This window comes from Microtetraspora niveoalba (genome assembly GCF_001570405.1).
Classification (GTDB): domain Bacteria; phylum Actinomycetota; class Actinomycetes; order Streptosporangiales; family Streptosporangiaceae; genus Microtetraspora; species Microtetraspora niveoalba.
In genome coordinates, this window is the sequence record NZ_BBYM01000007.1 from 50559 (window position 1) to 77505 (window position 26947).

Here is a 26947-nt window from a genome sequence, read left to right on the forward strand (position 1 = left end):
CGTGCGCGAGGCCCCGCCGCGTGGGCGGGGCCTCGAACCGGGCTCAGGTCCGCCGGGTCAGGACGTCACGGCGCACTGCCCGCGGTCCTTCCTGACCGGGCCGTCGGCGGTCGGCCGCACGTCGAAGTCGAAGATCGCGGTGGGCAGGTAGAGGGAGCAGCACGCGTTCGGGATGTCGACGATCCCGCTGATCCGCCCCTCGATCGGGGCCGACCCGAGCAGCAGGTACGCCTGCTCGCCCGTGTACCCCCACGTCTTCAGGTACTCGATCGCGTTCAGGCACGCCCTGCGGTAGGCGACCGTCGCGTCGAGGTAGTGGTTCGTGTCGGTGTCGTGGTCCACCGAGATGCCGACGAACGACAGGAACTCGGAGTAGCGCGGCTCCACGTTGCCCGGCATGAAGAGCGGGTTGGTGGTGACCCCGTACTTCGCCATGCCGCCCTTGATCAGGTCGACGTGGAGGTCGATGAACCCGCCCATCTCGACCGCGCCGCAGAAGGTGATCTCGCCGTCGCCCTGGCTGAAGTGCAGGTCGCCGACCGACAGGTTGGCCCCCTTGACGAAGACCGGGAAGAAGATCCGCGATCCCCGGGTGAGGTTCTTGATGTCCTGGTTGCCGCCGTGCTCGCGCGGCGGGACCGTCCTGGCCCCCTCGCGCGCGATCCGCTGGGCGACCTCGCCGGTCGCGGTGCCGGTGACCGCGTTGGTCGGGTCCGGCGGGTTGGCCAGCGGCGGCACCCGGCCGGAGTCGGTGTCGATCAGCGCCTGCTCCCTGCGGTTCCACTGCGAGAGCAGCTCGGCCGAGGGCGCCGTGGCGAACAGGCCGGGGTGGGTGATCCCCGTGTAGCGGACGCCGGGCAGGTGCCGGGACGTCGCGTGGATGCCGTGGAAGTCCCAGATCGCCTTGTACGCGTCGGGGAAGTAGTCGGTCAGGAAGCCGCCGCCGTTCGCCCGCGCGAAGACGCCGGTGTACCCCCAGCCCTCGCCCGGCACGCCGCCGATCCGCTCGGGGTGCTGGACCTGGCCGATGTCCAGGATGTCGACGATCAGGAGGTCGCCGGGCTCGGCCCCCTCGACCGCGAAGGGCCCGCTCAGCATGTGCACCTTGGTCAGGTCGATGTCCCGCACGTCGTTGGCCGAGTCGTTGTTGCCCACCTGGCAGTCGGTCCAGTCCCGGCACTCGACGCGGAACTCGTCGCCGGGACGCACCGTGGCGACCGCGGGGATGTCCGGGTGCCAGCGGTTGTGCCCCGGCACGTCCTGCTCGCTCATGGGCTTCGACTGGTCGATGCTGAACACGACTTTCGGCATTGCAGGTCCTCTCTGTGGAGGGAGCCGGGAGCGGCCCCGGCCTCCCGCGGATCGGTGTGGATCGGCCTCCTGCGGGGTGGGCGCGCGGCCCGGTCTCTCCGTACGCCGCCGTGCGCCTCCGTGCGCCTCCGTGCGCGTCATCGGGCGGCGGGGGCCCGCCGGGTGAGCGGCCAGAGCGCCGCGAACACGACCACGCCGAACGCGGCGAGGACGATCGCGACGAGGCCCTGGTTCCAGCTCTTCCAGAAACCGGCGAGCGTGAGATAGGCGGGGACCGCGCCGGTGACCCACCCTTCGACGGCCGTCACCGCGCCCACGTACATGGTGAGGTGGCCGCGTTTCAGGCCGAGCAGCAGAAAGAAGAGGAACCACAGGAACGACCAGTAGAGCCAGATCACGCCGAACGGCGGGTCGTCCAGGATCTGGAAGCTCGCGTACGAATAGCCCAGCGCCATGATGGCGACGAACAGCGAGAAATACCCGACGCCGGTGGTGTCGAACCCCCCGAGAAGCCCGATTCCCACATAAAGATAGGTGAATGCGAAAAGATACAGTCCCGAGGCGGAAAGGATCTCCTTCGCGCCGCCGCCCGCACTGATGATCAGATAGGTGGGCGTGAACACCTGGAGCCCTCCGACGAACAGGTTGAAGAGGGCGGCCGCCCGCGCGTCGACCAGGCCGAGCAGCATCAGTCCGTTGATGAACAGCACCGCGCCGACGTACAGAAGTCCGACATCTCCCATCGGGACGCACCTCCTGGCACCGGTGGCGGACGGCGGGCGCGCCCCTCGGTCCAGATCGCGGTGGGGCCCCGGCCCGCCGGGCGCCGGCGCAGGTCAGGGCCGGGGCAGGCGGGCCAGCGCCGGGTGCGGCGGCCGCGCCGACCGCCCCGAGGGCCGCCGGGGGCCCACGTCGTGGCCGCCCCGGCCCCCGTGGTCGGGCTCGCCGCCGGATCCGGCGCGGACGACCTCGGGCGCCTCCCTGCTCCGCTCCTCCATCGCCAGCCCGGCGGCCAGCGCCCGGTTCACCCTGCGCAGGTTCGGGCCGGAGTAGCGGCGGCGGGCGGCTCCTCCGCACGCGGTGCAGCCCCGGGCCTCCGGCGCGGTCCCCATCGGCAGGAACACGTCGAACGGCCCGCACTCCGGGCAGAGATATTCGTAAATCGCCATTCGCACCCTCTAACAGGCCGGACGGCCGCGCCCCCCGAGCGCGGCCCATACATATCCAGACAAGACATATAAAGAGTTATCTGTCAAGGATCGTGGGATGTGTTCTCAGGGGGCGGTCCGGTCGGTCAATAATCGGCGAAGAATTCGGAGGATCCGATGGCTCGGAGAACGGCGCGCTTTTTCCTGTAGCGGCGTTTCCCTTTGCGATGTCTTCCGTTTTCCCTGCGGAAAGCCGCCCCGCGCCGCCCTGTCGACCGTCCCGCGTCGATCCTCGCCAGATCCCGACATTTCATCACGAACCGTGACGAGCCGTACGCTTGGCGTGCCAGGGACTCTCGGGGGAGGGGGACCGATGCGGCGCCGCACGTTTCTTGCTCTGGGGGTGGGTCTGCTCCCTCTGTCGGCCGGATGCGGGACGGACCGGCCGCGGATCGGCCGCCCGATCTCACTCCTCGTCCCCGCCCGGGCCGGAGCCCAGGGCGGCCCGTTCGCCCAGGAGCTGAAGGGCCTGATCGAGCGGCAGCGACTGGCCGGGAAGGTCGAGGTGCGGACGCGCACCGGCGAGACGGGCGCGCGGGCGATGGCCGGACACCCGGCCGACTCCGCCTCGGGCGACCTGATGGTCACCGGCCCCGCCCTCGTCGCCCTCGCCGCGATGAACGGCACGGGCGGGCTGATGGACCGGGTCACGCCGCTGGCCAGGTTCGCGGGGGAGTGGCTGGTGCTGGTCACCGGGCGGGACTCCCGCTTCCGCACGTTCGACGACCTGGCCGTCGCGCTGGCCCGCGACCCCGGACGGCTGCGGCTGGCGGGCCGCGACACGGGCGGCCCCGACCACGTGCTCTACGGGCTGACCGCGCAGGGGCTCGGCATCGACGCGCGGACCCTCAACTACGCGCCGCTCCCCGACCTCTCCCACGTGGTCGCCGCGACGACCGAAGGCAGCGCCGCCGCCGGGCTGGGCGGCCCGCGAGAGCTGGCGGGCCACATCAGGGCCGGGCGGGTCCGGCCCCTCGCCGTCTCGTCCCTGGAACGCCTGGACGGCCTGGACGTGCCCACGCTGAGGGAGTCCGGCGTGCGCCTGCAGTACGCCAACTGGAGCGGGCTGGTCGCGCCCGGCCGCCCCGCCGAACAGGAGCGGGAGCGGCTGCTCGACCTGTGCCGCGCCGTCGCCGACCTGCCCGGGTGGGCGGACGCCTGCCGCGCGCACGGGTGGGCCCCGATGTACCTGGACGGCGACGACTTCCGCCAGTGGCTCGGCACCGAGACGCGCCGCACGAAGGCGGTCCTCGGCGACCTCGGGCTGCTCTGACCGGCCCCGCCTCCGCTCGGGCCGGCAGGCGTCATCGGGCGTCCGCCCCCGTATCGCCACAATTTCTTGTGGTGGTTGCGCGAAGCGGCACTAGATGTAGGATCCTCCACGTCGCTGGTTCACCCCATGCCCGGGGTGAGGCAAGAGGGAACCCGGTGCGAATCCGGGACTGCCCCGCAGCGGTGAGCGGGAACGACCGCCGTCACACGAGCACTGGGCCGGACTCCGGCCCGGGAAGCGACGGCCAGTAGGACCGGCGCGCGAGAGCCGTACCCATCGGCCCGGCAGCGCCCCGCCCGCGAGTCCGAAGACCTGCCGGCGACCTGCGCGCGGACCCGTTGTCCGCGCGTGTTGTGCCGGGCCTCGAGGGAGGGCCCGCCGACGAGCGACGCGCCCGCCGCGCATACGGCCGGGCGCGGACCTGGCGCGAGCCCGCCCGCTCCGACGCGTACGCCCGCCCGCCCGAGGCCCCTGACGGGGTTCCGACACGGGAGGGAGATCACGTGGGACTGGCCACGATCGCGGATGCGGGGACCGATGCCCGATGGGAGGCGATCGAGGAGGCGGCGGCGCGTGTCGTCACCGACCCGGAGAACTCGAAGGCGGCCGCCCGCCTGCTGGCGGCGCTGATCGCGGACGAGGCGGCCGGGCACGGCGTGACCGGCGCGTCCGGCTTCTCCCGCTCGGTGGCCGCGACCCACGAGGCGGGCCTGGTCCACGACGAGCTGGCCGCGTTCGTCGCACGGCACGCCGACGAGCTGGACGCGCTCGTCGACCACGCGGCGGACGAGCGGTTCGAGTACTTCGGCCTGCGCACGGTCTACGACCGCTACCTGCTGCGGCACCCGGTCACCCGCGGCGTCCTCGAACGCCCGCAGCACTTCTTCCTGCGCGTCGCCTGCGGTCTGGCGTACCGGTCGGGCGGCTCGGCGGTGGCCGAGGCGGCCGAGCTGTACCGGCTGATGTCCGCGCTGGCCTACCTGCCCAGCTCGCCGACGCTGTTCAACTCGGGGGCGCGCCGCCCGCAGCTCTCGTCGTGCTTCCTGCTCGACTCGCCGCGCGACGAGCTGGAGAGCATCTACGAGCGGTACGGCCAGGTGGCCCGCCTGTCCAAGTACGCCGGCGGCATCGGCGTCTCGTGGACCAGGATCCGGGCCCGCGGCTCGCTGATCAGGGGCACCAACGGGCACTCGAACGGCATCGTGCCGTGGCTGCGCACGCTCGACGCCTCCGTGGCGGCGGTCAACCAGGGCGGGAGGCGCAAGGGCGCGGCCTGCGTCTACCTGGAGACCTGGCACGCCGACGTCGAGGAGTTCCTGGAGCTGCGGGACAACACCGGCGAGGACGCCCGCCGCACCCACAACCTCAACCTGGCCAACTGGGTGCCGGACGAGTTCATGCGCCGGGTCGAGGCGGACGGCGTGTGGTCGCTGTTCGACCCCAAGGAGGTCCCGGAGCTGACCGACCTGTGGGGTGAGGAGTTCGACGCCGCCTACCGCGCCGCCGAGCACGAAGGGCGGTATGTCCGCCAGATCCCGGCGCGCACGCTGTACGGGCGCATGATGCGCACCCTCGCCCAGACCGGCAACGGCTGGATGACCTTCAAGGACGCCGCCAACCGGACCTCCAACCAGACGGCCCTGCCGCAGAACGTGATCCACCTGTCCAACCTCTGCACCGAGATCCTGGAGGTGACGAGCGACACCGAGACCGCCGTGTGCAACCTCGGGTCGGTCAACCTCGCCGCGCACCTCACCGGACCGTCGCACGCCCGGACGGTGGACTGGCCCCGTCTGCGCGCCACCGTCCGCACCGCCGTACGGTTCCTGGACCGGACCATCGACCTGGGCTTCTACCCGACGCCGGAGGCGGAGGCGGCCAACCGGAGGTGGCGGCCCGTCGGGCTCGGCGTGATGGGCCTCGCGGACGTGTTCTTCGCGCTGCGGCTGCCGTTCGACTCGCCCGGGGCGCTCGCCCTCTCCACCCGGATCGCCGAGGAGATCGCGCTCGCCGCGTACGGGACGTCCGCCGACCTCGCGGTGGAGCGCGGGCGGCACCTGTCCTACGACGACACCCGCGCCGCGCGCGGCGTGCTGCACCCGGACCACTATCCGGACCGTTATCCGGACCGCGCGGAGCACGCCGCCGAGTGGGCCGCCCTGCGCGAGAAGATCGCGGCGACCGGGCTGCGGAACTCGCTCATGATCGCGATCGCGCCGACGGCCACCATCGCGTCGATCGCCGGGTGCTACGAGTGCGTCGAGCCCCAGGTGTCCAACGTGTTCAAGCGGGAGACCCTGTCGGGGGAGTTCCTCCAGGTCAACCGGTATCTCGTCGCCGACCTCCGGGCGCTCGGGTTGTGGACTCAGGAGATGCGCGACGCCGTCAAGCGGGCCGACGGGTCGATCCAGGAGATCCCCGGCATCCCCGACGAACTGCGCGCGCTCTACCGGACGGCGTGGGAGCTGCCGCAGAAGGCGCTCATCGACCTCGCCGCGGCGCGCCAGCCGTACGTCGACCAGGGGCAGTCGCTCAACCTCTTCATGGCGACGCCGACGATCGGCAAGCTCTCGTCGATGTACGCCTACGCGTGGCGGTCCGGCCTGAAGACCACCTACTACCTGCGCTCCCGCCCGGCCACCAGGATCAGCCAGACCACCGTGCCCGCCGCCGTGCCGGTCGCCGTACCCGCCGCCGTGCCGGTCGCCGAGGCGGTGGCCTGCTCGCTGGAGAACCCCGAGATCTGCGACGCCTGCCAGTGACCGCCCCCACCCAGAAAGCGTGATGACGATGTTGCTCGACCCCGGCATGGACCTGACCCTCCGGCCGATGCGCTACCCCGGCTTCTACGAGCGCTACCGGGCGGCGATCAGGAACACGTGGACGGTGGAGGAGGTGGACCTCCACTCCGACCTCGCCGACCTGGCCAGGCTGGACGCGCAGGAGCGGCACCTGATCAACCGGCTGGTCGCGTTCTTCGCCACCGGCGACTCGATCGTGGCCAACAACCTCGTGCTCAACCTCTACCAGCACGTCAACGCGCCGGAGGCGCGGCTGTACCTCAGCAGGCAGCTGTTCGAGGAGGCCGTGCACGTGCAGTTCTACCTGACGCTGCTCGACACGTACCTGCCCGACCCGGACGAGCGGGCCAAGGCGTTCGCGGCGATCGAGCACATCCCCTCGATCCGCGACAAGGCCGAGTTCTGCTTCCGGTGGATCGACTCGATCAACGACCTCGCCCGGCTGGAGACCCGGGACGACCGGCGCCGCTTCCTGCTGAACCTGATCTGCTTCGCCGCCTGCATCGAGGGCCTGTTCTTCTACGGCGCGTTCGCGTACGTGTACTGGCTGCGTTCGCGCGGGCTGCTCGGCGGGCTGGCCAGCGGGACGAACTGGGTGTTCCGCGACGAGTCCATGCACATGGAGTTCGCCTTCAGCGTCGTGGACACCGTCCGGGCCGAGGAGCCCGGCCTGTTCGACGACGAGCTGGGCGAGCAGGTCACCCGCATGATGGAGGAGGCGGTCGCCGCCGAGCTGGCCTTCGCCCACGACCTGTGCGGCGACGGCCTGCGCGGCATGAGCGCCGACAACATGCGGCAGTACCTGGAGTACGTCGCCGACCGGCGGCTCGCCCGGCTCGGCCTGCCCCTCCGGTACGGCACCGCCAACCCGTTCGCGTTCATGGAGCTGCAGGACGTGCAGGAGCTGGCCAACTTCTTCGAGCGGCGGGTCTCGGCCTACCAGGTGGCGGTCGAGGGCGACGTCAGCCTGGACGAGGCGTTCTGAGCCGCGAAAACCGCCTGGACCGCACGAACCGGGGGCCGTCCGGGACGTCTCAGGACGGCCCGGACGGCCGCAGCACCCGGGTGGCCCCGGCGATCAGGGCCGTGGCGAGGATCCAGCCGGCCGCGATGAGCCCGCCGGCCAGCCACTGCGTCCAGCCGACCGGCTCCCACGCGGCGCGCTGGTCGAACAGGCTGACCGGCACCAGCAGGTCGAGCGTGTAGAGCAGAGGGTTGAAGCTGCGCCGCTCGTCCAGGCCGATCTGTGAGGGGTGGTGGGCCGAGAACACCGCCGTGCCCAGCGCCAGCAGCAGGGTCGCCCACACCCCGGCCAGCCACGGCCGGTAGCCGTAGCCCACGATCACGTCGAGCAGCCAGCCCCAGACCATGCCGGGGAGCCGGAGCGTCCGCCGCCGGCCGCGCTGCTTGGCCAGGAGCACCCGGCGCGCGTCCGACTCGTGCCCGATCCGCCGGCAGTACGCGGCGAGCTGCTCGTACGGCTGCGGCCGGTACCCGTCCGGGTCGCGCCGCAGCCAGGCCAGCCGATCCGACAGCCGCGCCGGCCCGCGCAGCGACTCGTACGTGGCCTCGTTCAGGTGGACCGCGCCCGGATAGCAGTCGGGCCGGTCGAGCAGCACCCCGATGCGCGAGTAGCCGAGGTTGATCTCGCCCTCGATCGACGCCGGGGTGAGGATCAGCTCGTCCACCTGCATGTGGCTCAGGTGCAGCACCCGTTCCGGGGCGGTGAGCCTGGACCGGTCGAAGGACAACACCCCGCCGATCCGCGCCCCGCGCAGCCGTACCGTGCCCTTGGCGGTGAAACCCTCGCTGAACTCCGCCGCGGTCGCCTGCAGGTGGTCGGCGTGCACCGCGTACGGCCCGGCGGACGTGACGACGGACCGCTGCAGGTAGATCCCGCTGTTGAAACGGGCGCCGATCAGGCGCAGGGTCCCCGTGCTCCGCATGCCGCGCAGGAACGCCCCGCCGTCCACGGTCAGGCCGCCCGCCCACAACGCCGTGTGGCTGCGGGCGTACCCCCGTGCCTCCACCTCCTGGGGGCTGAACGGCTCCCGCGCGTCCGCGAGGTAGCTCTCCGTGCCCCGCATGACGTCGTCGGGCGTGCCGATCGTCGCGCGGGACAGCCGGAACTGGCCGGTGACGTGTGTGTTGTCCAGGCGCACCCCGGCGTGGACGGTGGAGCCGTCGAGATCGAAAAGCCCGTCGATCACCGCCCGGCCGGCCTTGAACCTGCGGATGTCGCAGCCGCGGAAGCGGACGCCGCGGGTGCGCGCGTCGTTGAGCGAGACCGCGCCCGGGATGTAGCAGTTCAGCAGGTGCAGCTTGGAGGTGAAGACGGCGTCGGACAGGTTGAGGTCGCCGACGATCCGCGCCCCGGCGAGGCGGACGCCGGGCACCTCGCCCGGCCGGCCCTCGCGCATCCCCAGCAGCAGCGCCGCGATCACCTGGGCGCGCACCCGCCGCTCCCGGCCCCAGGTCGCCCCGTCGGCGGGGTCGTCCCGGTCGCTCTCGCGCAGGTCCACCCAGGCGCCCGAGGGATAGGCGTCCCACAGCTTGCGCTCTGCCGGGTTCAGCCGCCAGAAAGGCCGTGATCTTCCCACTCGACGCACTGTAGCGCTAGAACGCCCGGATCGTCCCGGCGATCTGTTCGAACAGGGCGTCGTTCCCGTCGAGGTCGGTGGTCAGGGTGACGACGCACGTCGTGCCCCTGCCGGTCGGCACGTGGTACTGCGTGCCGCGCACCCTGACGCCGCGCAGCGGCAGCGCGTACCTGATCCGCACCGCCCGCGTGCCGCCCAGCGGCACCCCGGTCGCCTCCGAGACCTCCGCGTGGACCTCGGCGAGCTGCGCCCTGGCCGCGTCGATGAGCGTCTGCTCGGTCGCGCCCACACTCGGCCGGCAGAAGCCGTTGAGGTTCGTGGCGAAGCGGTTCCGCGACCGCTCGGCCGATCTCGGGTCGGTCGCGTAGAGCGCCTTGCTCGCCGCGAGCCCCTTGAGGCTGCTGCGCGCCTGCTCCAGCGCGGGGCCGGACAGGCCGCTCTGTTCCGCCAGCCGCTCCGGCTCGCCCGCGGCCAGGTCCATCGAGGCCCAGCTCTCGGGTACGGCGATGAGCAGGCCGTTGGCGGCGCCGCCGATCCGCCGGAACCCGTCCGGCACGTCGCCCGCCGGGGCCTCGCCCGCGTCCCCGCCTCCGCAGCCCGCCGCCAGGACGGCGGCCAGGGCGGTGCCCAGCACGGATCGGGTGACGTGTCGGCGCACGGGTCCGCCTCCTCGACCTGCCGGGTTCACGGCCGCTTGGCGGCGATTATCGCATCGCTTGGGGATGCGGGCCGGGTTCGCCCACCTCCGGCCGGCGACGATGTGGGATGCCGTGAATTGACCAATGGTGTCAAAGCCTTTCCGGAAAAGGCATTCCCTCTGATTATTTTCGCGAGCAAAATAGGCATAAACGGGACTCGCAGCGGTAATGACCCTGTGAGGTGTGAGATGTCGCAGAATCCATTCGCCCGGCTCGCTCGATGGCTGGGATTCGACAGGAATCCGCTACGCCGCCGGTGTGACCGGATCGAGGCGATCATGAGGTTGATCGCCGTCGTGGGCGTGGCGGTCGCCGCCGTGCTCGGGATCCTGTTCGGCGTCCGGGCGTACGGCGACGGAGTGCGCACGGAGACCGCCCAGGCGCACTCGCGGCACCTGACCCGGGCGACGCTGCTGCAGGACGTGCCGGCACGTGGCCTGGCTCCCTCCGGGGTCGCGGTCGGCCGAGGCCGGGCGGAGTGGACCTCCGTCACCGGCGCCCATCGCACCGGACTCATCGAGGCGCCGCCGGGCAGGCACACCGGCGACGTCGTGCAGATCTGGACCGACGACACGGGGGCGCCGGCCCGCCGTCCCCAGGATCGGGAGACCACCGTGGTCGCGGCCATGACGGTGGGGCTCGGCCTGCCCACCGGCGCGGCCGCCCTGCTGACCCTGCTCGTCCTGGGCACCCGTACGGTCAACCAGCGGCGGGCCACCCGCGCGTGGGAGGCGCAGTGGAGCGTCGTCGAGCCGATGTGGCGGATCAACGGTCGATGATCTCGTTCTTGCCGATCACCACGACACCGCCGCGGGTCACCGCGAACCGCTGCCGGTCGTAGTCGAGGTCGAAGCCGATCCGGGCGCCGTCCGGGACGACCACGTTCTTGTCGATGATCGCCCGCCGGACGACCGCGCCCCGGCCGATCTTGACCGCACCCATCAGCACCGAGTCCTCGACGAGCGAGTGCGAGTGGAGCACGACGCCGGGGGAGAGGATCGAGCGGACGGCCGTCCCGCCGGACACGATGACGCCCGGGGACACCAGCGAGTCGAGGGCGTGCCCCATCCGCTCGCCCTCGTTGTGCACGAACTTCGCGGGCGGGAGCGGGTCGTGCCCGGTGTAGATCGGCCACCGGCTGTTGTAGAGGTTGAACACCGGATGCACCGAGATGAGGTCCATGTGCGCCGCGTAGTAGGCGTCCAGCGTCCCCACGTCCCGCCAGTAGCCCCGGTCGCGCTCGGTCGAGCCGGGGACGACGTTGTCGGCGAAGTCGTACACCTCGGCGCCGCCCGACTTCACGAACATCGGGATGATGTCGCCGCCGAGGTCGTGGCGGCTGGAGGGGTCGAGGGCGTCCTCGCGCAGCGCCTCGATCAGCGTCTGCGTCTTGAACACGTAGTTGCCCATGGACGCGTAGATCTGGTCCGGCGCGTCCGGCAGGCCGACCGCGTCCTTGGGCTTCTCGCGGAAGGCCGTCATGCGCCGCCCCGACGGATCGGTCTCGATGACGCCGAACTGGTCGGCCAGCGCCAGCGGCTGGCGGATCGCGGCGACCGTCACGTCCGCGCCCGAGTCGATGTGCTGCTCGACCATCTGCCGGGGGTCCATGCGGTAGATGTGGTCGGCGCCGAAGACGATGCAGTGGTCCGGCAACTCGTCGTAGATCAGGTTGAGGTTCTGGAACAGCGCGTCCGCCGAGCCGGCGAACCAGCGGGGGCCGAGCCGCTGCTGGGCCGGCACGGGCGTCACGTAGTTGCCGAGCATCGCCGACAACCGCCAGGTCCGCGAGATGTGCCGGTCCAGGCTGTGGTTCTTGTACTGCGTCAGCACAACGATCTGCAGGTAATGCGCGTTGGCCAGGTTCGACAACACGAAGTCGACGAGCCGGTATATCCCCCCGAACGGCACGGCGGGCTTGGCGCGGTCCGCCGTCAGCGGCATCAGCCGCTTTCCCTCACCGCCGGCGAGCACGATCGCGAGGACCTTCATAGCCACGACCCTAACCCGCCAAAGCTCGTATAAAACACCGCGATTGCCGACGAGAAATGCGAAACCACCGCGGAATCCGATGCAGTGCCGGGGGACCCCGCGACGCCGTGCGGCGCCGTCCGGGTGGCGGGCGGGCGGCAGGCGGCGGGACGCGACCCGGCGCGCACGACCTAAGCTCCTGCCATGCGCGTCGATCTGCTCAGCCGGGAGTACCCGCCCGAGGTGTACGGCGGTGCCGGCGTCCACGTGGAGTACCTCGCCCGCGAGCTGCGGCGGCTCGCCGACGTCCGGGTCCGGTGCTTCGGCGCGCCGCGCGAGGAGACCGGCGTGGCGGCCTACCGGGTGCCGGGCGGCCTGGAGACCGCCAACCCGGCGCTCCAGGTGCTCGGGGTCGATCTGGAGATGGCCGCCGCCTGCGCCGGAGCGGACGTGGTGCACAGCCACACCTGGTACGCCAACTTCGCCGGACAGGTCGCCAAGACGCTCTACGGCACGCCGCACGTCGTGACCACGCACAGCCTGGAACCGCTCCGCCCGTGGAAGGCCGAGCAGCTCGGCGGCGGGTACGCCCTGTCGTCCTGGGCCGAGCGGACCGCCCTGGCCTCGGCCGACGCCGTCATCGCCGTGTCCGAGGGCATGCGCCGCGACGTTCTCACTGCGTATCCCGAAATATCGCCCGACCGGGTGCGGGTGATCCACAACGGCATCGACACCGCCGAATACGCGCCCTCACCCGGCGCCGAGGCGCTGGTCCGGCACGGCATCGACCCGCGGCGGCCGTACGTCGTCTTCGTCGGGCGGATCACCCGGCAGAAGGGCCTGGTCCACCTCCTGCGCGCGGCCCGGTCCTTCGACCCGGGCGCCCAGATCGTGCTCTGCGCCGGGGCGCCGGACACCCCCGAGATCGCCGAGGAGGTCACCACCCTGGTCTCCGAGCTGGCCGCGACCAGGAAGGGCGTCGTCTGGATCTCCGAGATGCTGCCCCGGCCCGAGGTGATCCAGATCCTCACGCACGCCGCCGTCTTCGTGTGCCCCTCGGTCTACGAGCCCATGGGCATCGTCAACCTGGAGGCGATGGCGTGCGAGACGGCCGTCGTGGCCACCGCCACCGGCGGGATCCCCGAGGTCGTGGACGACGGCGTCACCGGCCTGCTCGTCCCCCTCGACCAGGGGCCGGACGGCGAGCCTCATGACCCCGGCGCGTTCGCCGCCGCGATCGCCGAGCGGGTCGGCGCCCTGCTCGCCGACCCGGACCGCGCCGCCGCCATGGGCGCGGCCGGCCGGAGCAGGGCCGTCGAGCGCTTCTCCTGGCGCAGCATCGCCGAACGGACCCACCGCCTCTACACGACGCTCGCGGACGCCCGCACGTGAACGGCGGGCAGACCCCTTCCGGGCGCCCGCCCGTTCCCCACGGACAAGGAGACACATGATCGCGATCGACCGGGTCCGCATGGCCTTCACCGACCGCCACGGCGGCGTCAGCGTCGAGCCGTACGGCACCCGCAACCTCGGCGGCGCGGTGGGCGACGACCCCGCCGCCGTCGTGAAGAACCGGGCCGCCACCGCGGCGGGGTTCGGCCTGGACGAGGTCGTCTTCATGCGCCAGGTCCACGGCGCGGACGTCGCCTACGTCACCGCCCCCTTCGGCGACGACCCGCCCGGCCTGGACGCCGTGTACACCGACCGGCCGGGCCTCGGGATCGCGGTCCTGGTCGCCGACTGCGCACCCGTCCTGGTCGCCGACCCCGTCGCGGGCGTCGTCGGGGGAGCGCACTCGGGCCGCCCCGGGACCGAGGCCGGAGTGGTCCCCGCGCTCGTCGAGGCCATGGCCGCGCGCGGCGCGGCCCCGGAGCGGATGGTCGCGCTCGTCGGCCCCGCCGCCTGCGGCCTCTGCTACGAGGTGCCGGCCGACCTGCGCGACCGCGTCGCGGCGCGGGTCCCGGAGACCCGGTCCGCCACCCGGCTCGGCACACCCGCCCTCGACATCCGCGCGGGCATCGCCGCGCAGCTCACGCGCGCCGGGGTGGCCGACATCAGGCACGACGACCGCTGCACGATCGAGACGCCCGACCTGTACTCCTATCGCCGGGACCGGAACACCGGCAGGTTCGCCGGATATATCTGGCTCACCCGATAGGGGCGCTCAAGACGCGCGCCCCCGTGGGCGCCGGCGAGTGTGACCGGCGCGGCGACCGTGACCGACCGGCGCGGCGACCGTTACGGATCGGCGCCGTGGCCGGCCGCGGCCTCAGCGCCGGGTGAGCCGGCAGGCGTCCTCCCACCGGAGCGGATCGACCGGCGGCTCGTGACGGATCAGCTCGGCGCAGTCGCCGATCGCGTCCGTCAGCAGCTTCCTGAGCATCGCGTCCGGATCGGCGACGCACGCCTCCGAGATCCCCCGGACGGCGAGCTGGACCGTGTTCGGCGCCGCGTACCTGCGGAACCCCTTGGCGGAGACCCGGACGCCGCGCCGGAACCTGTAGGCCCACCGGGCCGCGTCCGGGACCTTCGCCAGCGTGCGCGCGCTCTCCTCGCCGACACTGCCCTGCGGCCGCCCGTCGAGGGTGGCCAGCACGTGCTCGGCGGAGAGCACGGACACCGCCAGCGCGAGCTGGCGCTCGTGCGAGACCACCGGCAGCGCCGAGGTCGCGCACCGGAGCGCGATGCGGGCGTCGATGCGCGGGTCGTCGCCGGTGAGCCCGATCACGGACGGGATCAGCGGGGCCAGCAGCGGCCGCGCCGCGTCCGTCGTGTGGTCGTTGACCAGGCGCGCCAGGCCGGCCAGCAGCGGATGCGTGCAGGCCGGATGGTCGCTCCAGCGCTCCCCGGCCAGGAAGGACGCCAGCTCCATGAAGCACGCGCCCTTGCTGGGGTTGCGATGCTTGCCGCGTGACAGCAGCGGCATTGCCGTGGGCATCTGATCGTGCACGAGAAACTCCCACCCGAATCGCCCAACATGTCGCTTTCCAGTGTGCGCTCAGGTGGCGTCATTGAGAAGAACCGGCCCCCGGGGGTCCCCGTCCACGGACGCGGAAAGCGCCGATTTCACGGGTATCGCGGCGGATCCGCTTTCGCATTGGCAAAGTCGCGTTTCGAGGAAGCTGCCCGCCCGAACGCCCACGCGGCCGGGGGTTTCGCAGGGCCGCGCGTCACCGAGACGGGTAATCGGCCTCAACGGAGCCTTTTGCCTGTAATAGGTGACCACCGTGATTTGCGCCCTTTAGCGTGAAGCGAGGGAGTACCCGATAAATGCCGCCCGTGCCTCGGGCACGGATCCGGACGGACACGCCGCGACGCGCGTGAAGGCCGGAGCGAGCCTCCGGCCGACCGTCCCGCCCTCGTCGAGAGATCCGAGCGCGCGAGGAGCTCTCGGCGAGTTGGACGACAACGCGGCGAGCACCGCCGGGCCGTGCGCGGCTAGGGCGCATTTTCCGGGGACGACCAGGTCACACGCCGTTTCGGCGCCTTCCCGGGAAGCCGATTCGACTGCTCCGTCGATCCGCGAGTGCCACCGGCCCAGCCGACCCGTTCGGCGGGCCAGGCAACACCTGCGAACACGCCCCGCCCCTGAGCCGGGCGTGAACCTCACCACACGGAGTGATTCTCATGCTCAGACAAGTCCTCGCAACCGGCGCGCTCGTCGCCTCCGCCTTCGTCGTCCCGCTGGCCATGCAGGCCCAGCCCGCCAACGCCGGCGTCACCCCCTGCTCCACCGGCACGGACAGCTCGTCGTCCTCCACCAGCACGACGACGTCGTCCTCGGCCGCCTGCCACTGGCGGCGCGGCTGCAAGATCTGCCATGGCGAGGTCGTCTACTGCAAGCACCGCCGCTACCACCACCCGCGCCATCCCGGTAACGAGAACTTCAACGAGAACCGGAACGAGAACCTCAACCGGAACGAGAACATCAACCGGAACGAGAACATCAACCGGAACACCAACATCAACCGGAACGGCTGACGCCCACCGGTAGAAGCGGCCGCCCCGTGAGCGCACCTCACGGGGCGGCCGCCCCATGGCGTGCCCACGACGGCGGGGACGGCCTCTCCGGCCTCCAGCGGCCTCTCCGGCCCGCGGGGCCGCTTCGCCGTGCCGACCGACGTCCCCGCGCGGCATCTGAGCGTAGGAGCGCCGCTACGGCCTGACATCTGGTTGTTCGCCGCGTTCGCTGAACGGTTTCACAGTCCATCCGAACAGACGGTAATCCGCCCCGTCCGAGCCCTTTGCCACTTACGGGTGACCCCCCGCGAGGGGCGTCCCTACCGTTGGGATAGGTCGACACGCCGTTTCGGCGTCATCCCGGGAGACCGATTCGACGCTCCGTCAGTCACCACGCGCCCGTGGCAGGCCGCATCACCGGCAGGCTCAGCGGGTCACGGAGGTCCGGCCCTTGCCATGAGGGGCGCGCGATCACCAGCCAGAAGACACCAACGGAGTGATTCTCATGCTCAAGAACGCAATCGCCACCGGCGCGCTGGTGGCCTCCGCCCTCGTCATCCCCGTCACCTTCTCGGCGCTTCCCGCGAACGCGGCCGCGGCGTCCCAGGGGGTGGGCTCCGAATCGACGACCACGAACGCCGCCGACTGCTGGTGGCGGGAGGGCTGCAAGTACTGCAAGCAGCACGGGGAGACGCGCCGCGTCACCTGCGAGCGCAGCCGCCGCGGCCACGAGAGTCGCGAGCACTGGGAGAGCCGCGACCACCGCGGCCACGAGTACCGGAACCACGAGTACCGGAACCACGAGCAGTACCGTCGCCACTAGCGGGGCGAGGGGCGCTTCCTAGGGCCGCCCCACGCTGAGAAAGGCCCGGCGAGCCGGGCCGGACACCGCCGTCGCCTCGCGGGGGAACCCGCGGGGCGACGGTGCTCCGGACGGCGGCGCGGCCCGATCAGCCGCCGCTCTTGCGGCGGAAGGTGCGCCGGCCGCCGGCCGGGCCGTGGGCGGCGTGGACCTTCGACGGGTCCTTGCCGGTGCCCGAGGCGTTCCGCTCGGCCTGCGCGCGCTTCTTGCGCTCCAGGGCCTCGCGGAACTTCCGCTTCATCTCGTCGTCTTCCGGCGCGTCGTGCTCCGGTTCGGCGGCAGCCATGCGGACCTCCTGCAGGGTGCATGCGCGCGGTTCCAGGACCGGCGCGGTACACGCTCACCCTACCGCCACACAGGTTCTCTTGATCCGCGCGGAACAGGGCGCGAAGGAACACGGACGGCCTGGCCCACCGGCCGGATCGTTTCAGAGGTGGAGACGGGATTTGAACCCGTGTGGACGGCTTTGCAGGCCGCTGCCTCGCCTCTCGGCCACTCCACCGAGGGAGGCCCGTACGGAAGACCTCTCAGAGCGGAAGACGGGATTCGAACCCGCGACCCTCACCTTGGCAAGGTGATGCTCTACCACTGAGCCACTTCCGCGTCCGCCTGACGGCGTCGCCGTAACTGTACCGGGTTTCCGGCTCCGATGCGTACTCTCGCGACAGGCGTCGTTCACGGCCGTGTTCCCGCCGGTTCGCCGCGGGTCTCCCGGCCCGGCCCCGATGCCGTACGTTCCACACCCGGCCGACGGCGAGAATGAACGCATGAAAATCGGGACGTTCGAGGTGTGGCCCCCCGTGGTGCTCGCGCCGATGGCGGGGATCACCAACATCGGCTTCCGCACGCTCTGCCGCGAGCAGGGCGGGGGCCTGTTCGTCTCCGAGATGATCACCTCCCGGGCGCTGGTCGAGCGGGTGCCGCTGACGTTCCAGATGATCCGCTTCGGTCCGGAGGAGCGCCCGCGCAGCATCCAGCTCTACGGCGTGGACCCGGCCATCGTCGGCAAGGCGGCGCGCATGGTGGCCGAGGAGGACCTGGCCGACCACATCGACCTGAACTTCGGGTGTCCCGTCCCCAAGGTGACCAGGCGCGGCGGCGGGTCGGCGCTGCCGTACAAGCGGAACCTGCTGCGGGCCATCCTGAGGGAGGCGGTGGCGAACGCCGGCCCGCTGCCGGTGACGATCAAGATGCGCAAGGGCATCGACGACGACCACCTGACCTACCTCGACGCGGGCCGGATCGCCGCGGAGGAGGGGGTCGCCGCGGTCGCCCTCCACGCGCGCACGGCAAAGCAGCACTACGGCGGCACCGCCGACTGGGACGCCGTCAAGCGGCTCAAGGACGCGGTGCCGGAGATCCCCGTGCTGGGCAACGGCGACATCTGGACGGCCGACGACGCGCTGCGCATGGTCGCCGAGACCGGTTGCGACGGCGTCGTGGTCGGCCGCGGCTGCCTGGGCCGGCCCTGGCTGTTCCGCGACCTGGACCTCGCCTTCGGCGGGTCGCCCGAGCGCACCCGGCCGACCCTCGGCGAGGTCGCGGCCACGATGGTGCGCCACGCCGAGCTGCTGTGCGAGGTCATCGGCAGCGAGCCGCACGGGCTGGCCGACTTCCGCAAGCACGTGGGCTGGTACCTCAAGGGCTTCGTGGTCGGCGCCGAGACGCGGCGCGCGCTCACCACCGTCTCCAGCCTCGCCGAAATGCGCGAGCGCGCCGCCGAGCTGGACCGGGACCAGCCGTGGCCGGCCGAGGCGGACGGCCCGCGCGGCAAGAGCGGCGAGCGGGCCAAGGTCATGCTGCCGCACGGCTGGCTCGACGACCCCGACGACATGACCGTCCCCGGCGCGGACGCCGAGGACGCCACCTCCGGCGGCTGACCCGCGCCCTCCGGCCGGCACCCTCCGGTCAGCGCCTTCCGGCGCTCTGGGAGGGCGCCGGCCGGGGAGCGGTCACATCCGGGCCATGCCGGTGACGTGCAGCACCGCGTGGCCCTCCTCGTCGGAGGCGGCGAGATCGACCTGCGCGGTGATGCCCCAATCGAGATGCCCCGCCGGGTCCTCGATGACCTGGCGGACCCGCCACAGCTCCTTCTCCTCCTCGATCTGGAGCAGCGCGGGGCCGCGCGCGGAGGCGCCGGTGCCGATCTCGTCGTGCTCCTCGTAGTACGCGTCGAGCGCGGCCCCCCAGTCCACGTCCGGCGCCAGCTCGACCAGCTCCTCCTCGCGGTCCAGCGCGGCCAGCTCGACCATCCGGAACATCGCGTTGCGCACCAGCACCCGGAACGCGCGGGCGTTGGCCGTGACGGGCCTGATCCTGCTCTCCAGCTCGGCCTCGGACTCCAGCGCCTCCGACGGGTTGGCCAGCTTCTCCCACTCGTCGATCAGGCTGGAGTCCACCTGCCGGACCAGCTCGCCCAGCCACTCGATCAGGTCGATCAGGTCGTCGGTCTTGAGGTGCTCGGGCACGGTCTTCGACAACGTGCGGTACGCGTCGGCGAGGTACCGCAGGACGGTCCCCTCCGACCGGGCCAGCTCGTAGAACTGGATGTACTCCGTGAAGGTCATCGCCCGCTCGTACATGTCGCGCACGATCGACTTGGGGCTGACCGTGTGGTCGCCCACCCACGGATGGCCGCGCCGGTAGGTCTCGTACGCGCCGAACAGCAGGTCGGCGAGCGGCATCGGATAGGTGATCTCGGCGAGGCGCTCCATGCGCTCCTCGTACTCGACGCCGTCGGCCTTCATCTCGGCCACGGCCTCGCCGCGCGCCTTGTTGAGCTGCGCGTGCAGGATCTGGCGCGGATCGTCCAGCGTCGACTCGACGATCGAGACGATGTCCAGCGCGTACGTGGGCGACTCGGCGGACAGCAGCTCGAACGACGCGAGCGCGAACGTGGACAGCGCCTGGTTGAGGGCGAAGTCCTCCTGGAGGTCCACGGTGAGCCGGGCCCTGCGGCCGTGCTCGTCGGGCTCCTTGAGCGTCTCCACGATGCCGCCGGCGAGCAGCGAGCGATAGATGGCGATCGCGTGGCTGATGTGCCGCCGCTGCGCCTTGCGGTCCTCGTGGTTGTCGGTCAGCAGCCGCTTCATCGCCTGGAAGCAGTCGCCCGGCCGGTTGATCACCGAGAGCAGCATCGCGTTGCTGACCTTGAACCGCGAGGTCAGCGGCTCGGGCTCGGCCGTCTGCAGCTTCTCGAAGGTCTCCTCGCTCCAGCCGACGAATCCCTCCGGCGGCTTCTTGCGCGCGTAGCCGCGGCGCCGCTTCGGGTCGTCGCCGATCTTGGCGAGCGCCCGCTCGTTCTCGATGACGTGGTCGGGGGCCTGGCACACCACGTACCCGACGGTGTCGAAGCCCGCCCGCCCGGCGCGGCCCGCGATCTGGTGGAACTCGCGGGCGCGCAGCCGCCGCACCCGGTTGCCGTCGAACTTCGACAGCGCGGTGAACAACACCGTGCGGATCGGGACGTTGACCCCCACGCCCAGCGTGTCGGTGCCGCAGATGACCTTGAGCAGGCCCGCCTGGGCCAGGCGCTCCACCAGACGGCGGTACTTCGGGAGCATGCCGGCGTGGTGGACGCCGATGCCGTGCCGTACGAGCCGGGACAGGGCCCGGCCGAACCGCGTGGTGAACCGGAAGCCGCCGATGAGGGAGGCGATGGCCTCCTTCTCGGCCTTCGTGCACATGTTGATGCTCATCAGCGACTGGGCCCGCTCCATCGCGGCCGCCTGCGTGAAGTGCACGACGTAGACGGGCGCCTGCTGCGTGGACAGCAGCTCCTCCAGCGTCTCGTGCAGCGGCGTCAGCCGGTACGAGTAGAGCAGCGGCACCGGCCGCTCGGCATTCTTCACCACGGCGGTGGGGCGGCCGGTGCGGCGCGTCAGGTCCTTCTCGAACCGCTCGACGTCTCCCAGTGTGGCCGACATCAGTACGAACTGCGCCTGCGGCAGCTCCAGCAGCGGCACCTGCCAGGCCCAGCCGCGGTCGGGCTCGGCGTAGAAGTGGAACTCGTCCATGATCACCGTGCCGACGTCGGCGCGCTCGCCGTCCCTGAGGGCGATCTGGGCCAGGATCTCCGCCGTGCAGCAGATGATCGGCGCGTCGGAGTTGACCGAGGCGTCGCCGGTCATCATGCCGACGTTCTCGGTGCCGAAGATCGCGCACAGGTCGAAGAACTTCTCCGACACGAGCGCCTTGATGGGCGCCGTGTAGAAGCTGACCTCGTCCCTCCCGAGGGCCGCGAAATGGGCCCCGGCGGCGACCAGGCTCTTGCCGGACCCGGTCGGGGTGGCCAGGATCACGTTGTTTCCGGAGACGACCTCGATCAGCGCTTCCTCCTGCGCCGGGTACAGCGTCAGCCCCCGCTCGGTGTTCCACGCGGCGAACGCCTCGTAGAGCGAGTCGGCGTCGCTGTCAGCCGGAAGGCGCGCGATGAGATTCATGCTCTTTATCCTGCCGAAGGCTGAGGGCTGCTTCGACCGCCGGGCGCGGTTCGGCCGCGGATGACCCGCCTGAGATCCCGCGGCCCCCGCCGTCCGGGAGGAGGTTCTTTCTCCCGGTAGGAGGAACCCCAACCCGAGGGCCCTGCGGCGCGCGGCGCCCACCACCGGTTCCGTTACCGTCTGCGACTGTCCCATCACAGACCCCCGAAAGGAATCGGTACGTTGACCGTGACCATCGAGAGCTTGGACAGACGGGTGACCGTGCTCGAAGGGCAGGTGAAGACGGTGAGCCACTTCGCCGGACTGGCGCAGCGGCGCTACGAGGCCACCGCGGAGTGCGTGAGCCACGTGCAGATCGAGATCCGGGAGCTGCGCGCCGAGGTGAACGAGCGATTCGACGCGCTCGGCGAGCGCGTCGCCGGGCTCGAAGAGCGCATGGACCGGTTCGAAGAACGGATGGGCCGGTTGGAGGAGCGCCTGACCACCGTCGGGCACCGGCTCACCGATCTCGAGAGACGCCTCACGAACGTCGAGAGCCGGCTGACCAGGGTCGAGCACCGCCTCGACGGCGTGGAGGTGGTCCTGCGGTCGCACGGCGAGATGTTGCAGGAGATCCTCCGCAGGCTCCCCGCCGCCGCGTGACGCGCCGCCCGGCCGAGACCGTCGGCCGGGCGGTCCGCCATCCCGAGTGGCCCGGCCCGGGCCCGGGCCGGTTCGTACGCCGGGCGGCGGATGTCAGAGGCCGAGGTCCTCGATCTCCTTCAGCAGCGCCGACCGGGAGTCGCCCGCGGAACCGGACGCCGGGCCGGATGACGACGGGGGGCCGCCCCGGCCGGAGGAGACGGCGGCCCGGCGCTCGCGGAAGAGATAGCCGCCCGCGATGCCGCCCAGGAACCCGAACAGATGCGCCTGCCAGCCGATCCCCTCGGCGGGCAGGAGCCCGGTGAACTGGTAGGCGAAGCAGAGCCCCATCACCAGGCCGATCACGATGTCGATCAGGTGCCGGTCGAACGCCCCGCGCACCAGGATGTAGCCGAAGTAGCCGAACACCAGCCCGCTCGCTCCGGCCCCGACCGTCGAGGGGGCCGCGGTGAACCACGCGCCGAGCCCGCTCGCCACCGCGATCAGCGCGGTCACCCCGAAGAACTTCTTCACCCCCCGGTACGCCGCGAGGAACCCGAAGATGAAGAGCGGGCCGGAGTTGCCCTCGATGTGCTCCCAGCTCCAGTGCAGGAACGGGGCGGAGACGATGCCGGGCAGCCCGTCCAGCTCCCACGATTTGATCCCGTAGCTGTAGCTGAGGCCGTATCCGGCGGCCCAGTTCACGATCTGGACGACCCAGATGAGGCCGAGAAGGCCGACCATGACCCAGAACGCCTTCCGGGCCTCGGCGATCATGATTTCCGCGGTGCGGCCGTCGCTCAACGAACCTCCCCGTCCGGCGGACACTGCAGCCGAAACATATCCCCGGGCGGGCCCGGCCGCCACCGGCGGCCGGACGCGCGCCACCCGCGGGGCGTGACCGCGGCCCGGCCTATGGCGGGGCCGGGCCGCTCCGGCGCGCCGGGTCCGCCATGGGCCGTCGCCGGTCAGGCGCGTTCGATGACGACCACCGGGATCTCGCGCTCGGTCTTGCGCTGGTAGTCGTCGTACGGGGGCCAGGTGGCGGCCATGGTCCGCCACATGTCCGGCTTCTCCTCGGGCGTCGCCGTCCGGGCCACCGCGGCGAACCGGTCACCCCTGACCTGGAACTCCACGTTCGGGTCGGCCTCGATGTTCCGGTACCAGAGCGGCGGCTCGTCGGCCCCGCCCTTGGACGCCACCACCAGGTAGGCGTCGCCGTACTTCTGGTAGATGAGCGGAGTGCTGCGCCTGAGCCCGGACCGGCGGCCGGTGGTCGTGAGGATCGCGACCGTCGTTCCCTGCCAGTCGTGGCCTTCCGCGCCGTCGGTCTCGACGTAGCGCCTGACGTGTTCCGCGCCGTAAAGCATGGTGAGTCACCTGTCCTCTCGTCGGGGGCAACCTTCCGCCGAGTCGATCAATTCCAGCGCGAGCCGCAACGCCGCGTCCGTCCGCTCCTCGTCGTCCACCTTCACGTCGCGCAGCACGAACCAGGCCGCGTGCATGGTGAAGATCGCCATGGACCGCCGCAGTCTGACGTCGACCGGATCGTCGGCTTCGCAGAGGACGGAGAGGATCGTGGTCATCCGCTCGCGCATCATGGTGATCTTGTCGTGCCCCTGGAGCGCGGTCTGGTTGCGTTCCAGGAAGCGCATGACCTCGTGGTCGCGTCCGTGGGTCATGTCGTGCGAGTAGCGGCGGACGAGCTCGCGGCGGGTCTCCGCCGTACGCGGCTGCTCCTTGGCCCAGGAGATCAGCGAGTCCAGGGACGCGATGCGGTCCTCGGTGAGACTCGCGACGATGTCGTCCTTGCTTTTGAAGTGGTAGTAAAGGGCGGCTTTGGTGACGTTGAGTGCTTCGGCGATCTCACGTAGGGACGTCGCCTCGTAGCCCTGTTCCGTGAACAGTCGCAGCGCGACCTCCTGGATCCGACGCCGCGTGTCGGTCTGTGCACCCATTGCCTCGCTTTACCCCTTTATTTAACTTGACGGCCGGTAAGCATGGAGCTTAGCGTGTCCCCCTGCCGCTAGCCGGTCGGCAAGTAAGCCACACATTCAAGGGGGACGTCGATGACAGAATCCGCTGCGCCACCAGGCAGGTCCAAAGAGGTCATGATGGTGCTGCCGGGCCTCATGCTCGCGATCATGCTGGCGATGCTGGACAACATGATCGTCGGGACGGCCATGCCGCGCATCGTCGGCGAGCTGAACGGCCTCGAGTACTTCACATGGGTCACCACATCGTACGTGCTCGGGACGACCGTCTCGACGCCGATCTGGGGCAAGCTGGGCGACCTCTACGGCCGCAAGAACATCTTCCTCGCCTCGATCGTGATCTTCCTGGTGGGTTCCGCGCTCTGCGGCATGGCGGGTTCGTCGCTCTTCGGCGGAACCGAGGACGGCATGATCGAGCTCATCGCCTTCCGCGCGGTCCAGGGCCTCGGCGCCGGCGGTCTCCTGGTGAACGCGATGGCCATCGTCGGCGACCTCGTGCCGCCCCGCGAGCGCGGGCAGTACCAGGGCATCATGGCCGCGATCATGTCGCTGGCCATGATCGCGGGACCGCTGGTCGGCGGCTTCATCACCGACCACCTGGACTGGCGCTGGGCGTTCTACGTGAACCTGCCCATCGGCGGCGTCGCGCTCATCTGGCTGATCCTCAAGCTGCACCTGCCCAAGCACCGCACCGAGCACCGCATCGACTGGCTGGGCGCGGCCGTCCTCACCGTCGGCATCACCGCCATCGTGCTGATCACCTCGTGGGGCGGGCAGGCGCACGGCTACCCGTGGGGTTCCTGGCAGATCCTCGGCCTGACCGCCCTGGCCGTGGTCTCGCTGGCGATCTTCCTGCCGATCGAGAAGCGCGCGGCGGAGCCGATCATGCCGCTGCACGTGTTCCGCGACCGCAACTTCACCCTGATCTCGGTGCTCGGCTTCCTGCTCGGCTTCGCGATGTTCGGCGCGATCAGCTTCCTGCCGCTGTTCCAGCAGACCGTGCAGGGCGCGAGCGCCACCAACTCCGGCCTGCTCCTGCTGCCGATGATGGGCGCGTCGATGGTCGTCTCGCTCTTCGTCGGCCGCGCCATCACGAAGACCGGGAAGTACAAGATCTACCCGGTCGTCGGCGGCGCGATCATGGCGGTCGGCACCTGGCTGCTGTCCCTGCAGGACGCGAAGACCAGCACGCTGACCACCGGCGTCTTCATCGCGGTGCTCGGCCTCGGCATGGGCTTCCTGATGCAGACCACCATGCTGATCGCCCAGAACAGCGTCGAGCAGAAGGACCTGGGCGTGGCGAGCAGCGCCTCCACGTTCTTCCGCTCCATCGGCGGCTCGTTCGGCATCTCGCTGTTCGGCGCGATCTTCAACAACAACCTGACGAACCAGCTCACCGAGAAGCTCGGCCCCGAACTGGCCCATCAGGTCTCGTCCACCGGAGGCCGGATGAACCCGGCGCAGCTCGCCCAGCTCCCGCCGCAGATGAAGGACGGGATCCTCGGCGCGCTCGCCGACTCCATCAGCGGGGTCTTCGGGTGGTCGGTCCTGTTCGCGGTGCTCGTCCCGGTCATCGCGATCTTCGTGAAGGAGGTCCCGCTCCGCAGCGCCGCCGACATGCCGGGCGCCGCGGGGGAGAAGGCGGAGGTGGTCCCGGCCTTCGAGTGACCGGCGGTCCTGCCACCACGGGTACGGCCCGCACCCCCGCGTGGGGTGCGGGCCGTACCCGTTCTCCCGGTGGCCGGACGCGCGGTCCGGTGGGAAAGGTCGGGCGGGGGTGGTCAGGCGGGCCGCTCCCGGCGGTCGCCGGACCAGTCGGTGTGGAACACGCCCTCGCGGTCCACCCGCTGATAGGTGTGCGCCCCGAAGAAGTCGCGCAGCCCCTGGATGAGCGCCGCCGGGAGCCGGTCCCGGCGCAGTGCGTCGTAGTACGCGAGCGCGGAGGAGAAGCCGGGGGTCGGGACGCCGATCGTCGCCGCCGTCGCGACGACCCTCCGCCACGACTCCTGGGCGTCGGCCAGCGCGGCGGCGAACGTCGGGTCCGCCAGCAGCGTCGGCAGCGCCGGGTCGGCCTCGTAGGCGGTGCGGATCCGGTCCAGGAACCTGGCCCTGATGATGCAGCCGCCCCGCCAGATCGTGGCCATCGCGCCCCGGTCCACGTTCCAGCCGTACTCCTCGCCGGCCGCGGTGATCTGGTCGAACCCCTGCGCGTACGCGACGATCTTCGAGGCGTAGAGCGCGCGCCGCACGTCCTCCACGAGCTCCGCGCCCGCCGCGGCGGCGGCCGCCGGCCCGGCGAGGGAGCGGGCCGCGGCGCGCTGGCCGGGATGGCCGGACAACGAACGCGCGAACACCGCCTCGGCGATGCCGGTGACCGGGACGCCGAGCTCGAGGGCGCTCTGCACCGTCCAGCGGCCGGTGCCCTTCTGCTCCGCCTGGTCGACCACCACGTCCACGAACGGCCGGCCGGTGGCGGGGTCGGTGTGCCCGAGCACCTCGGCGGTGATCTCGATGAGGTAGGACTCCAGCTCGCCCCGGTTCCACTCGCGGAAGACCTCCGCCAGCTCGCCCGGCGACAGTCCGAGCGCCTGCCGCAGCAGGTCGTAGGACTCCGCGATGAGCTGCATGTCGGCGTACTCGATGCCGTTGTGGACCATCTTCACGAAGTGTCCGGCGCCGTCCGGGCCGACGTGGACGCAGCAGGGGGTGCCGTCCACCTTCGCCGCGATGTCCTCCAGCAGCGGCCCGAGCGTCTCGTACGCCTCGGCGGCGCCGCCGGGCATGATGCTGGGCCCGTGGAGCGCGCCCTCCTCGCCGCCGGAGATGCCGGTGCCGACGAAGTGGAGGCCGCGTTCCCGCAGGGCGGCCTCCCTGCGGCGGGTGTCGAGGAAGTGCGCGTTGCCGCCGTCGATGATCATGTCGCCCGGCTCCATGCACGCGGCGAGCTCCTCGATCACGGCGTCCGTGGCCGGGCCCGCCTTGACCATGATGATCGCCTTGCGCGGCCGCCGGAGGGAGGAGACGAACTCCTCGATCGACGAGGACGGGACGAAGGCGCCCTCGTGGCCGTGCTCCTCGACGAGCTGCTTGGTGCGGCTCTCGGTGCGGTTGTGGACCGCGACCGTGTGGCCGTGGCGGGCGAAGTTCCGCGCGAGGTTGCGGCCCATGGTGGCCAGCCCCGTCACTCCGATGTCTGCTGTGCGCAT

Annotated in this window: 24 protein-coding genes, 2 tRNA genes and 1 riboswitch; of the genes, 11 read left to right on the plus strand and 15 right to left on the minus strand. The window is 71.3% G+C overall.

Annotation, left to right across the window (positions count from 1 at the left end):
• Positions 1 to 57: 57 nt before the first annotated feature.
• From fmdA to AWQ70_RS07015, 3 genes are all read right to left on the minus strand, one after another.
• Positions 58 to 1311 (minus strand): formamidase, encoded by a 1254-nt coding sequence (gene fmdA, locus AWQ70_RS07005; protein ID WP_067171914.1) that lies wholly within the window; start codon positions 1309 to 1311, stop codon positions 58 to 60.
• A 137-nt stretch (positions 1312 to 1448) separates the two neighbouring features.
• A complete protein-coding gene (locus AWQ70_RS07010; protein ID WP_067171916.1) occupies positions 1449 to 2054 on the minus strand; it encodes an AmiS/UreI family transporter in 606 nt (201 codons plus the stop codon).
• A 93-nt stretch (positions 2055 to 2147) separates the two neighbouring features.
• The gene (locus AWQ70_RS07015) at positions 2148 to 2480 is read right to left on the minus strand and encodes an FmdB family zinc ribbon protein (RefSeq protein ID WP_067171918.1); all 333 of its coding nucleotides are present in this window, start codon (positions 2478 to 2480) and stop codon (positions 2148 to 2150) included.
• 382 nt (positions 2481 to 2862) lie between these two features.
• Here AWQ70_RS07015 and AWQ70_RS07020 point away from each other — a divergent pair, with 382 nt between their 5' ends.
• The 3 genes from AWQ70_RS07020 to AWQ70_RS07030 all read left to right on the plus strand — a co-directional run bounded on the left by AWQ70_RS07020 (position 2863) and on the right by AWQ70_RS07030 (position 7578).
• Entirely contained in the window at positions 2863 to 3792 is a 930-nt protein-coding gene (locus AWQ70_RS07020; protein ID WP_067171920.1) for a Bug family tripartite tricarboxylate transporter substrate binding protein, read from the plus strand.
• Positions 3793 to 3890: 98 nt separating this feature from the next.
• A riboswitch (cobalamin riboswitch) is annotated at positions 3891 to 4126 on the plus strand.
• 169 nt (positions 4127 to 4295) lie between these two features.
• Positions 4296 to 6554, plus strand: a complete 2259-nt coding sequence (locus AWQ70_RS07025) for a ribonucleoside-diphosphate reductase subunit alpha (RefSeq protein WP_067172246.1) — start codon at positions 4296 to 4298, stop codon at positions 6552 to 6554.
• A gap of 22 nt (positions 6555 to 6576) precedes the next feature.
• Positions 6577 to 7578, plus strand: a complete 1002-nt coding sequence (locus tag AWQ70_RS07030) for a ribonucleotide-diphosphate reductase subunit beta (RefSeq protein WP_245646803.1) — start codon at positions 6577 to 6579, stop codon at positions 7576 to 7578.
• Between the two features lie 49 nt (positions 7579 to 7627).
• Here the strand turns inward: AWQ70_RS07030 and AWQ70_RS07035 are convergent, their stop codons facing one another.
• Both AWQ70_RS07035 and AWQ70_RS07040 read right to left on the minus strand, forming a co-directional pair.
• Complete coding sequence (locus AWQ70_RS07035; RefSeq protein ID WP_084516609.1) at positions 7628 to 9193, minus strand: hypothetical protein; 1566 nt, start codon at positions 9191 to 9193, stop codon at positions 7628 to 7630.
• A 16-nt stretch (positions 9194 to 9209) separates the two neighbouring features.
• Positions 9210 to 9851 (minus strand): hypothetical protein, encoded by a 642-nt coding sequence (locus tag AWQ70_RS07040; RefSeq protein WP_157529928.1) that lies wholly within the window; start codon positions 9849 to 9851, stop codon positions 9210 to 9212.
• Positions 9852 to 10079: 228 nt separating this feature from the next.
• On the opposite strand from AWQ70_RS07040, the gene AWQ70_RS07045 reads away from it, so the two are divergent.
• A complete protein-coding gene (locus tag AWQ70_RS07045; protein ID WP_444543091.1) occupies positions 10080 to 10670 on the plus strand; it encodes an Rv1733c family protein in 591 nt (196 codons plus the stop codon).
• On the opposite strand, the gene glgC is transcribed toward AWQ70_RS07045, so the two are convergent.
• Positions 10657 to 11883 carry a glucose-1-phosphate adenylyltransferase gene (gene glgC / locus AWQ70_RS07050; protein WP_174552365.1) on the minus strand — a complete coding sequence of 409 codons (1227 nt, stop codon included), beginning with the start codon at positions 11881 to 11883 and terminating at the stop codon, positions 10657 to 10659. The genes AWQ70_RS07045 and glgC overlap by 14 nt on opposite strands.
• 183 nt (positions 11884 to 12066) lie before the next feature.
• Here glgC and glgA point away from each other — a divergent pair, with 183 nt between their 5' ends.
• Both glgA and pgeF read left to right on the plus strand, forming a co-directional pair.
• Positions 12067 to 13254, plus strand: a complete 1188-nt coding sequence (gene glgA, locus AWQ70_RS07055) for a glycogen synthase (RefSeq protein ID WP_067171927.1) — start codon at positions 12067 to 12069, stop codon at positions 13252 to 13254.
• A gap of 55 nt (positions 13255 to 13309) precedes the next feature.
• A complete protein-coding gene (gene pgeF / locus AWQ70_RS07060) occupies positions 13310 to 14020 on the plus strand; it encodes a peptidoglycan editing factor PgeF (protein WP_067171928.1) in 711 nt (236 codons plus the stop codon).
• Between the two features lie 111 nt (positions 14021 to 14131).
• On the opposite strand, the gene AWQ70_RS07065 is transcribed toward pgeF, so the two are convergent.
• Entirely contained in the window at positions 14132 to 14812 is a 681-nt protein-coding gene (locus AWQ70_RS07065; protein WP_245646805.1) for a hypothetical protein, read from the minus strand.
• A gap of 677 nt (positions 14813 to 15489) precedes the next feature.
• Here AWQ70_RS07065 and AWQ70_RS07070 point away from each other — a divergent pair.
• Together AWQ70_RS07070 and AWQ70_RS07075 are read left to right on the plus strand one after the other, a co-directional pair.
• The gene (locus AWQ70_RS07070; protein WP_067171931.1) at positions 15490 to 15843 is read left to right on the plus strand and encodes a hypothetical protein; all 354 of its coding nucleotides are present in this window, start codon (positions 15490 to 15492) and stop codon (positions 15841 to 15843) included.
• A gap of 484 nt (positions 15844 to 16327) precedes the next feature.
• On the plus strand, positions 16328 to 16645 hold the full coding sequence (locus tag AWQ70_RS07075) for a hypothetical protein (protein ID WP_157529929.1): 318 nt from the start codon (positions 16328 to 16330) through the stop codon (positions 16643 to 16645).
• A 127-nt stretch (positions 16646 to 16772) separates the two neighbouring features.
• On the opposite strand, the gene AWQ70_RS07080 is transcribed toward AWQ70_RS07075, so the two are convergent.
• The 3 genes from AWQ70_RS07080 to AWQ70_RS07090 form a co-directional block, all read right to left on the minus strand.
• Complete coding sequence (locus tag AWQ70_RS07080; RefSeq protein WP_067171935.1) at positions 16773 to 16970, minus strand: DUF5302 domain-containing protein; 198 nt, start codon at positions 16968 to 16970, stop codon at positions 16773 to 16775.
• A 145-nt stretch (positions 16971 to 17115) separates the two neighbouring features.
• A tRNA-Cys gene (locus AWQ70_RS07085) sits at positions 17116 to 17186 on the minus strand.
• 29 nt (positions 17187 to 17215) lie between these two features.
• Positions 17216 to 17287 (minus strand) — tRNA-Gly (locus AWQ70_RS07090).
• A 164-nt stretch (positions 17288 to 17451) separates the two neighbouring features.
• Here AWQ70_RS07090 and dusB point away from each other — a divergent pair.
• Positions 17452 to 18564 carry a tRNA dihydrouridine synthase DusB gene (dusB, locus tag AWQ70_RS07095; protein WP_067171937.1) on the plus strand — a complete coding sequence of 371 codons (1113 nt, stop codon included), beginning with the start codon at positions 17452 to 17454 and terminating at the stop codon, positions 18562 to 18564.
• 72 nt (positions 18565 to 18636) lie between these two features.
• On the opposite strand, the gene AWQ70_RS07100 is transcribed toward dusB, so the two are convergent.
• Positions 18637 to 21126 (minus strand): DEAD/DEAH box helicase, encoded by a 2490-nt coding sequence (locus tag AWQ70_RS07100; protein ID WP_174552366.1) that lies wholly within the window; start codon positions 21124 to 21126, stop codon positions 18637 to 18639.
• A 222-nt stretch (positions 21127 to 21348) separates the two neighbouring features.
• Between AWQ70_RS07100 and AWQ70_RS07105 the strand changes: the two genes are divergently transcribed.
• Complete coding sequence (locus tag AWQ70_RS07105) at positions 21349 to 21768, plus strand: hypothetical protein (RefSeq protein WP_067171939.1); 420 nt, start codon at positions 21349 to 21351, stop codon at positions 21766 to 21768.
• 93 nt (positions 21769 to 21861) lie between these two features.
• Here the strand turns inward: AWQ70_RS07105 and AWQ70_RS07110 are convergent, their stop codons facing one another.
• The 3 genes from AWQ70_RS07110 to AWQ70_RS07120 form a co-directional block, all read right to left on the minus strand.
• A complete protein-coding gene (locus AWQ70_RS07110) occupies positions 21862 to 22551 on the minus strand; it encodes a rhomboid family intramembrane serine protease (protein ID WP_218004449.1) in 690 nt (229 codons plus the stop codon).
• 164 nt (positions 22552 to 22715) lie between these two features.
• The gene (locus tag AWQ70_RS07115; protein WP_067171941.1) at positions 22716 to 23117 is read right to left on the minus strand and encodes a nitroreductase family deazaflavin-dependent oxidoreductase; all 402 of its coding nucleotides are present in this window, start codon (positions 23115 to 23117) and stop codon (positions 22716 to 22718) included.
• Between the two features lie 6 nt (positions 23118 to 23123).
• A complete protein-coding gene (locus AWQ70_RS07120) occupies positions 23124 to 23705 on the minus strand; it encodes a TetR/AcrR family transcriptional regulator (protein WP_067171944.1) in 582 nt (193 codons plus the stop codon).
• Positions 23706 to 23816: 111 nt separating this feature from the next.
• Here AWQ70_RS07120 and AWQ70_RS07125 point away from each other — a divergent pair, with 111 nt between their 5' ends.
• Complete coding sequence (locus AWQ70_RS07125) at positions 23817 to 25409, plus strand: MDR family MFS transporter (protein WP_067171946.1); 1593 nt, start codon at positions 23817 to 23819, stop codon at positions 25407 to 25409.
• A 113-nt stretch (positions 25410 to 25522) separates the two neighbouring features.
• On the opposite strand, the gene gnd is transcribed toward AWQ70_RS07125, so the two are convergent.
• The gene (gene gnd / locus AWQ70_RS07130; protein ID WP_067171949.1) at positions 25523 to 26947 is read right to left on the minus strand and encodes an NADP-dependent phosphogluconate dehydrogenase; all 1425 of its coding nucleotides are present in this window, start codon (positions 26945 to 26947) and stop codon (positions 25523 to 25525) included.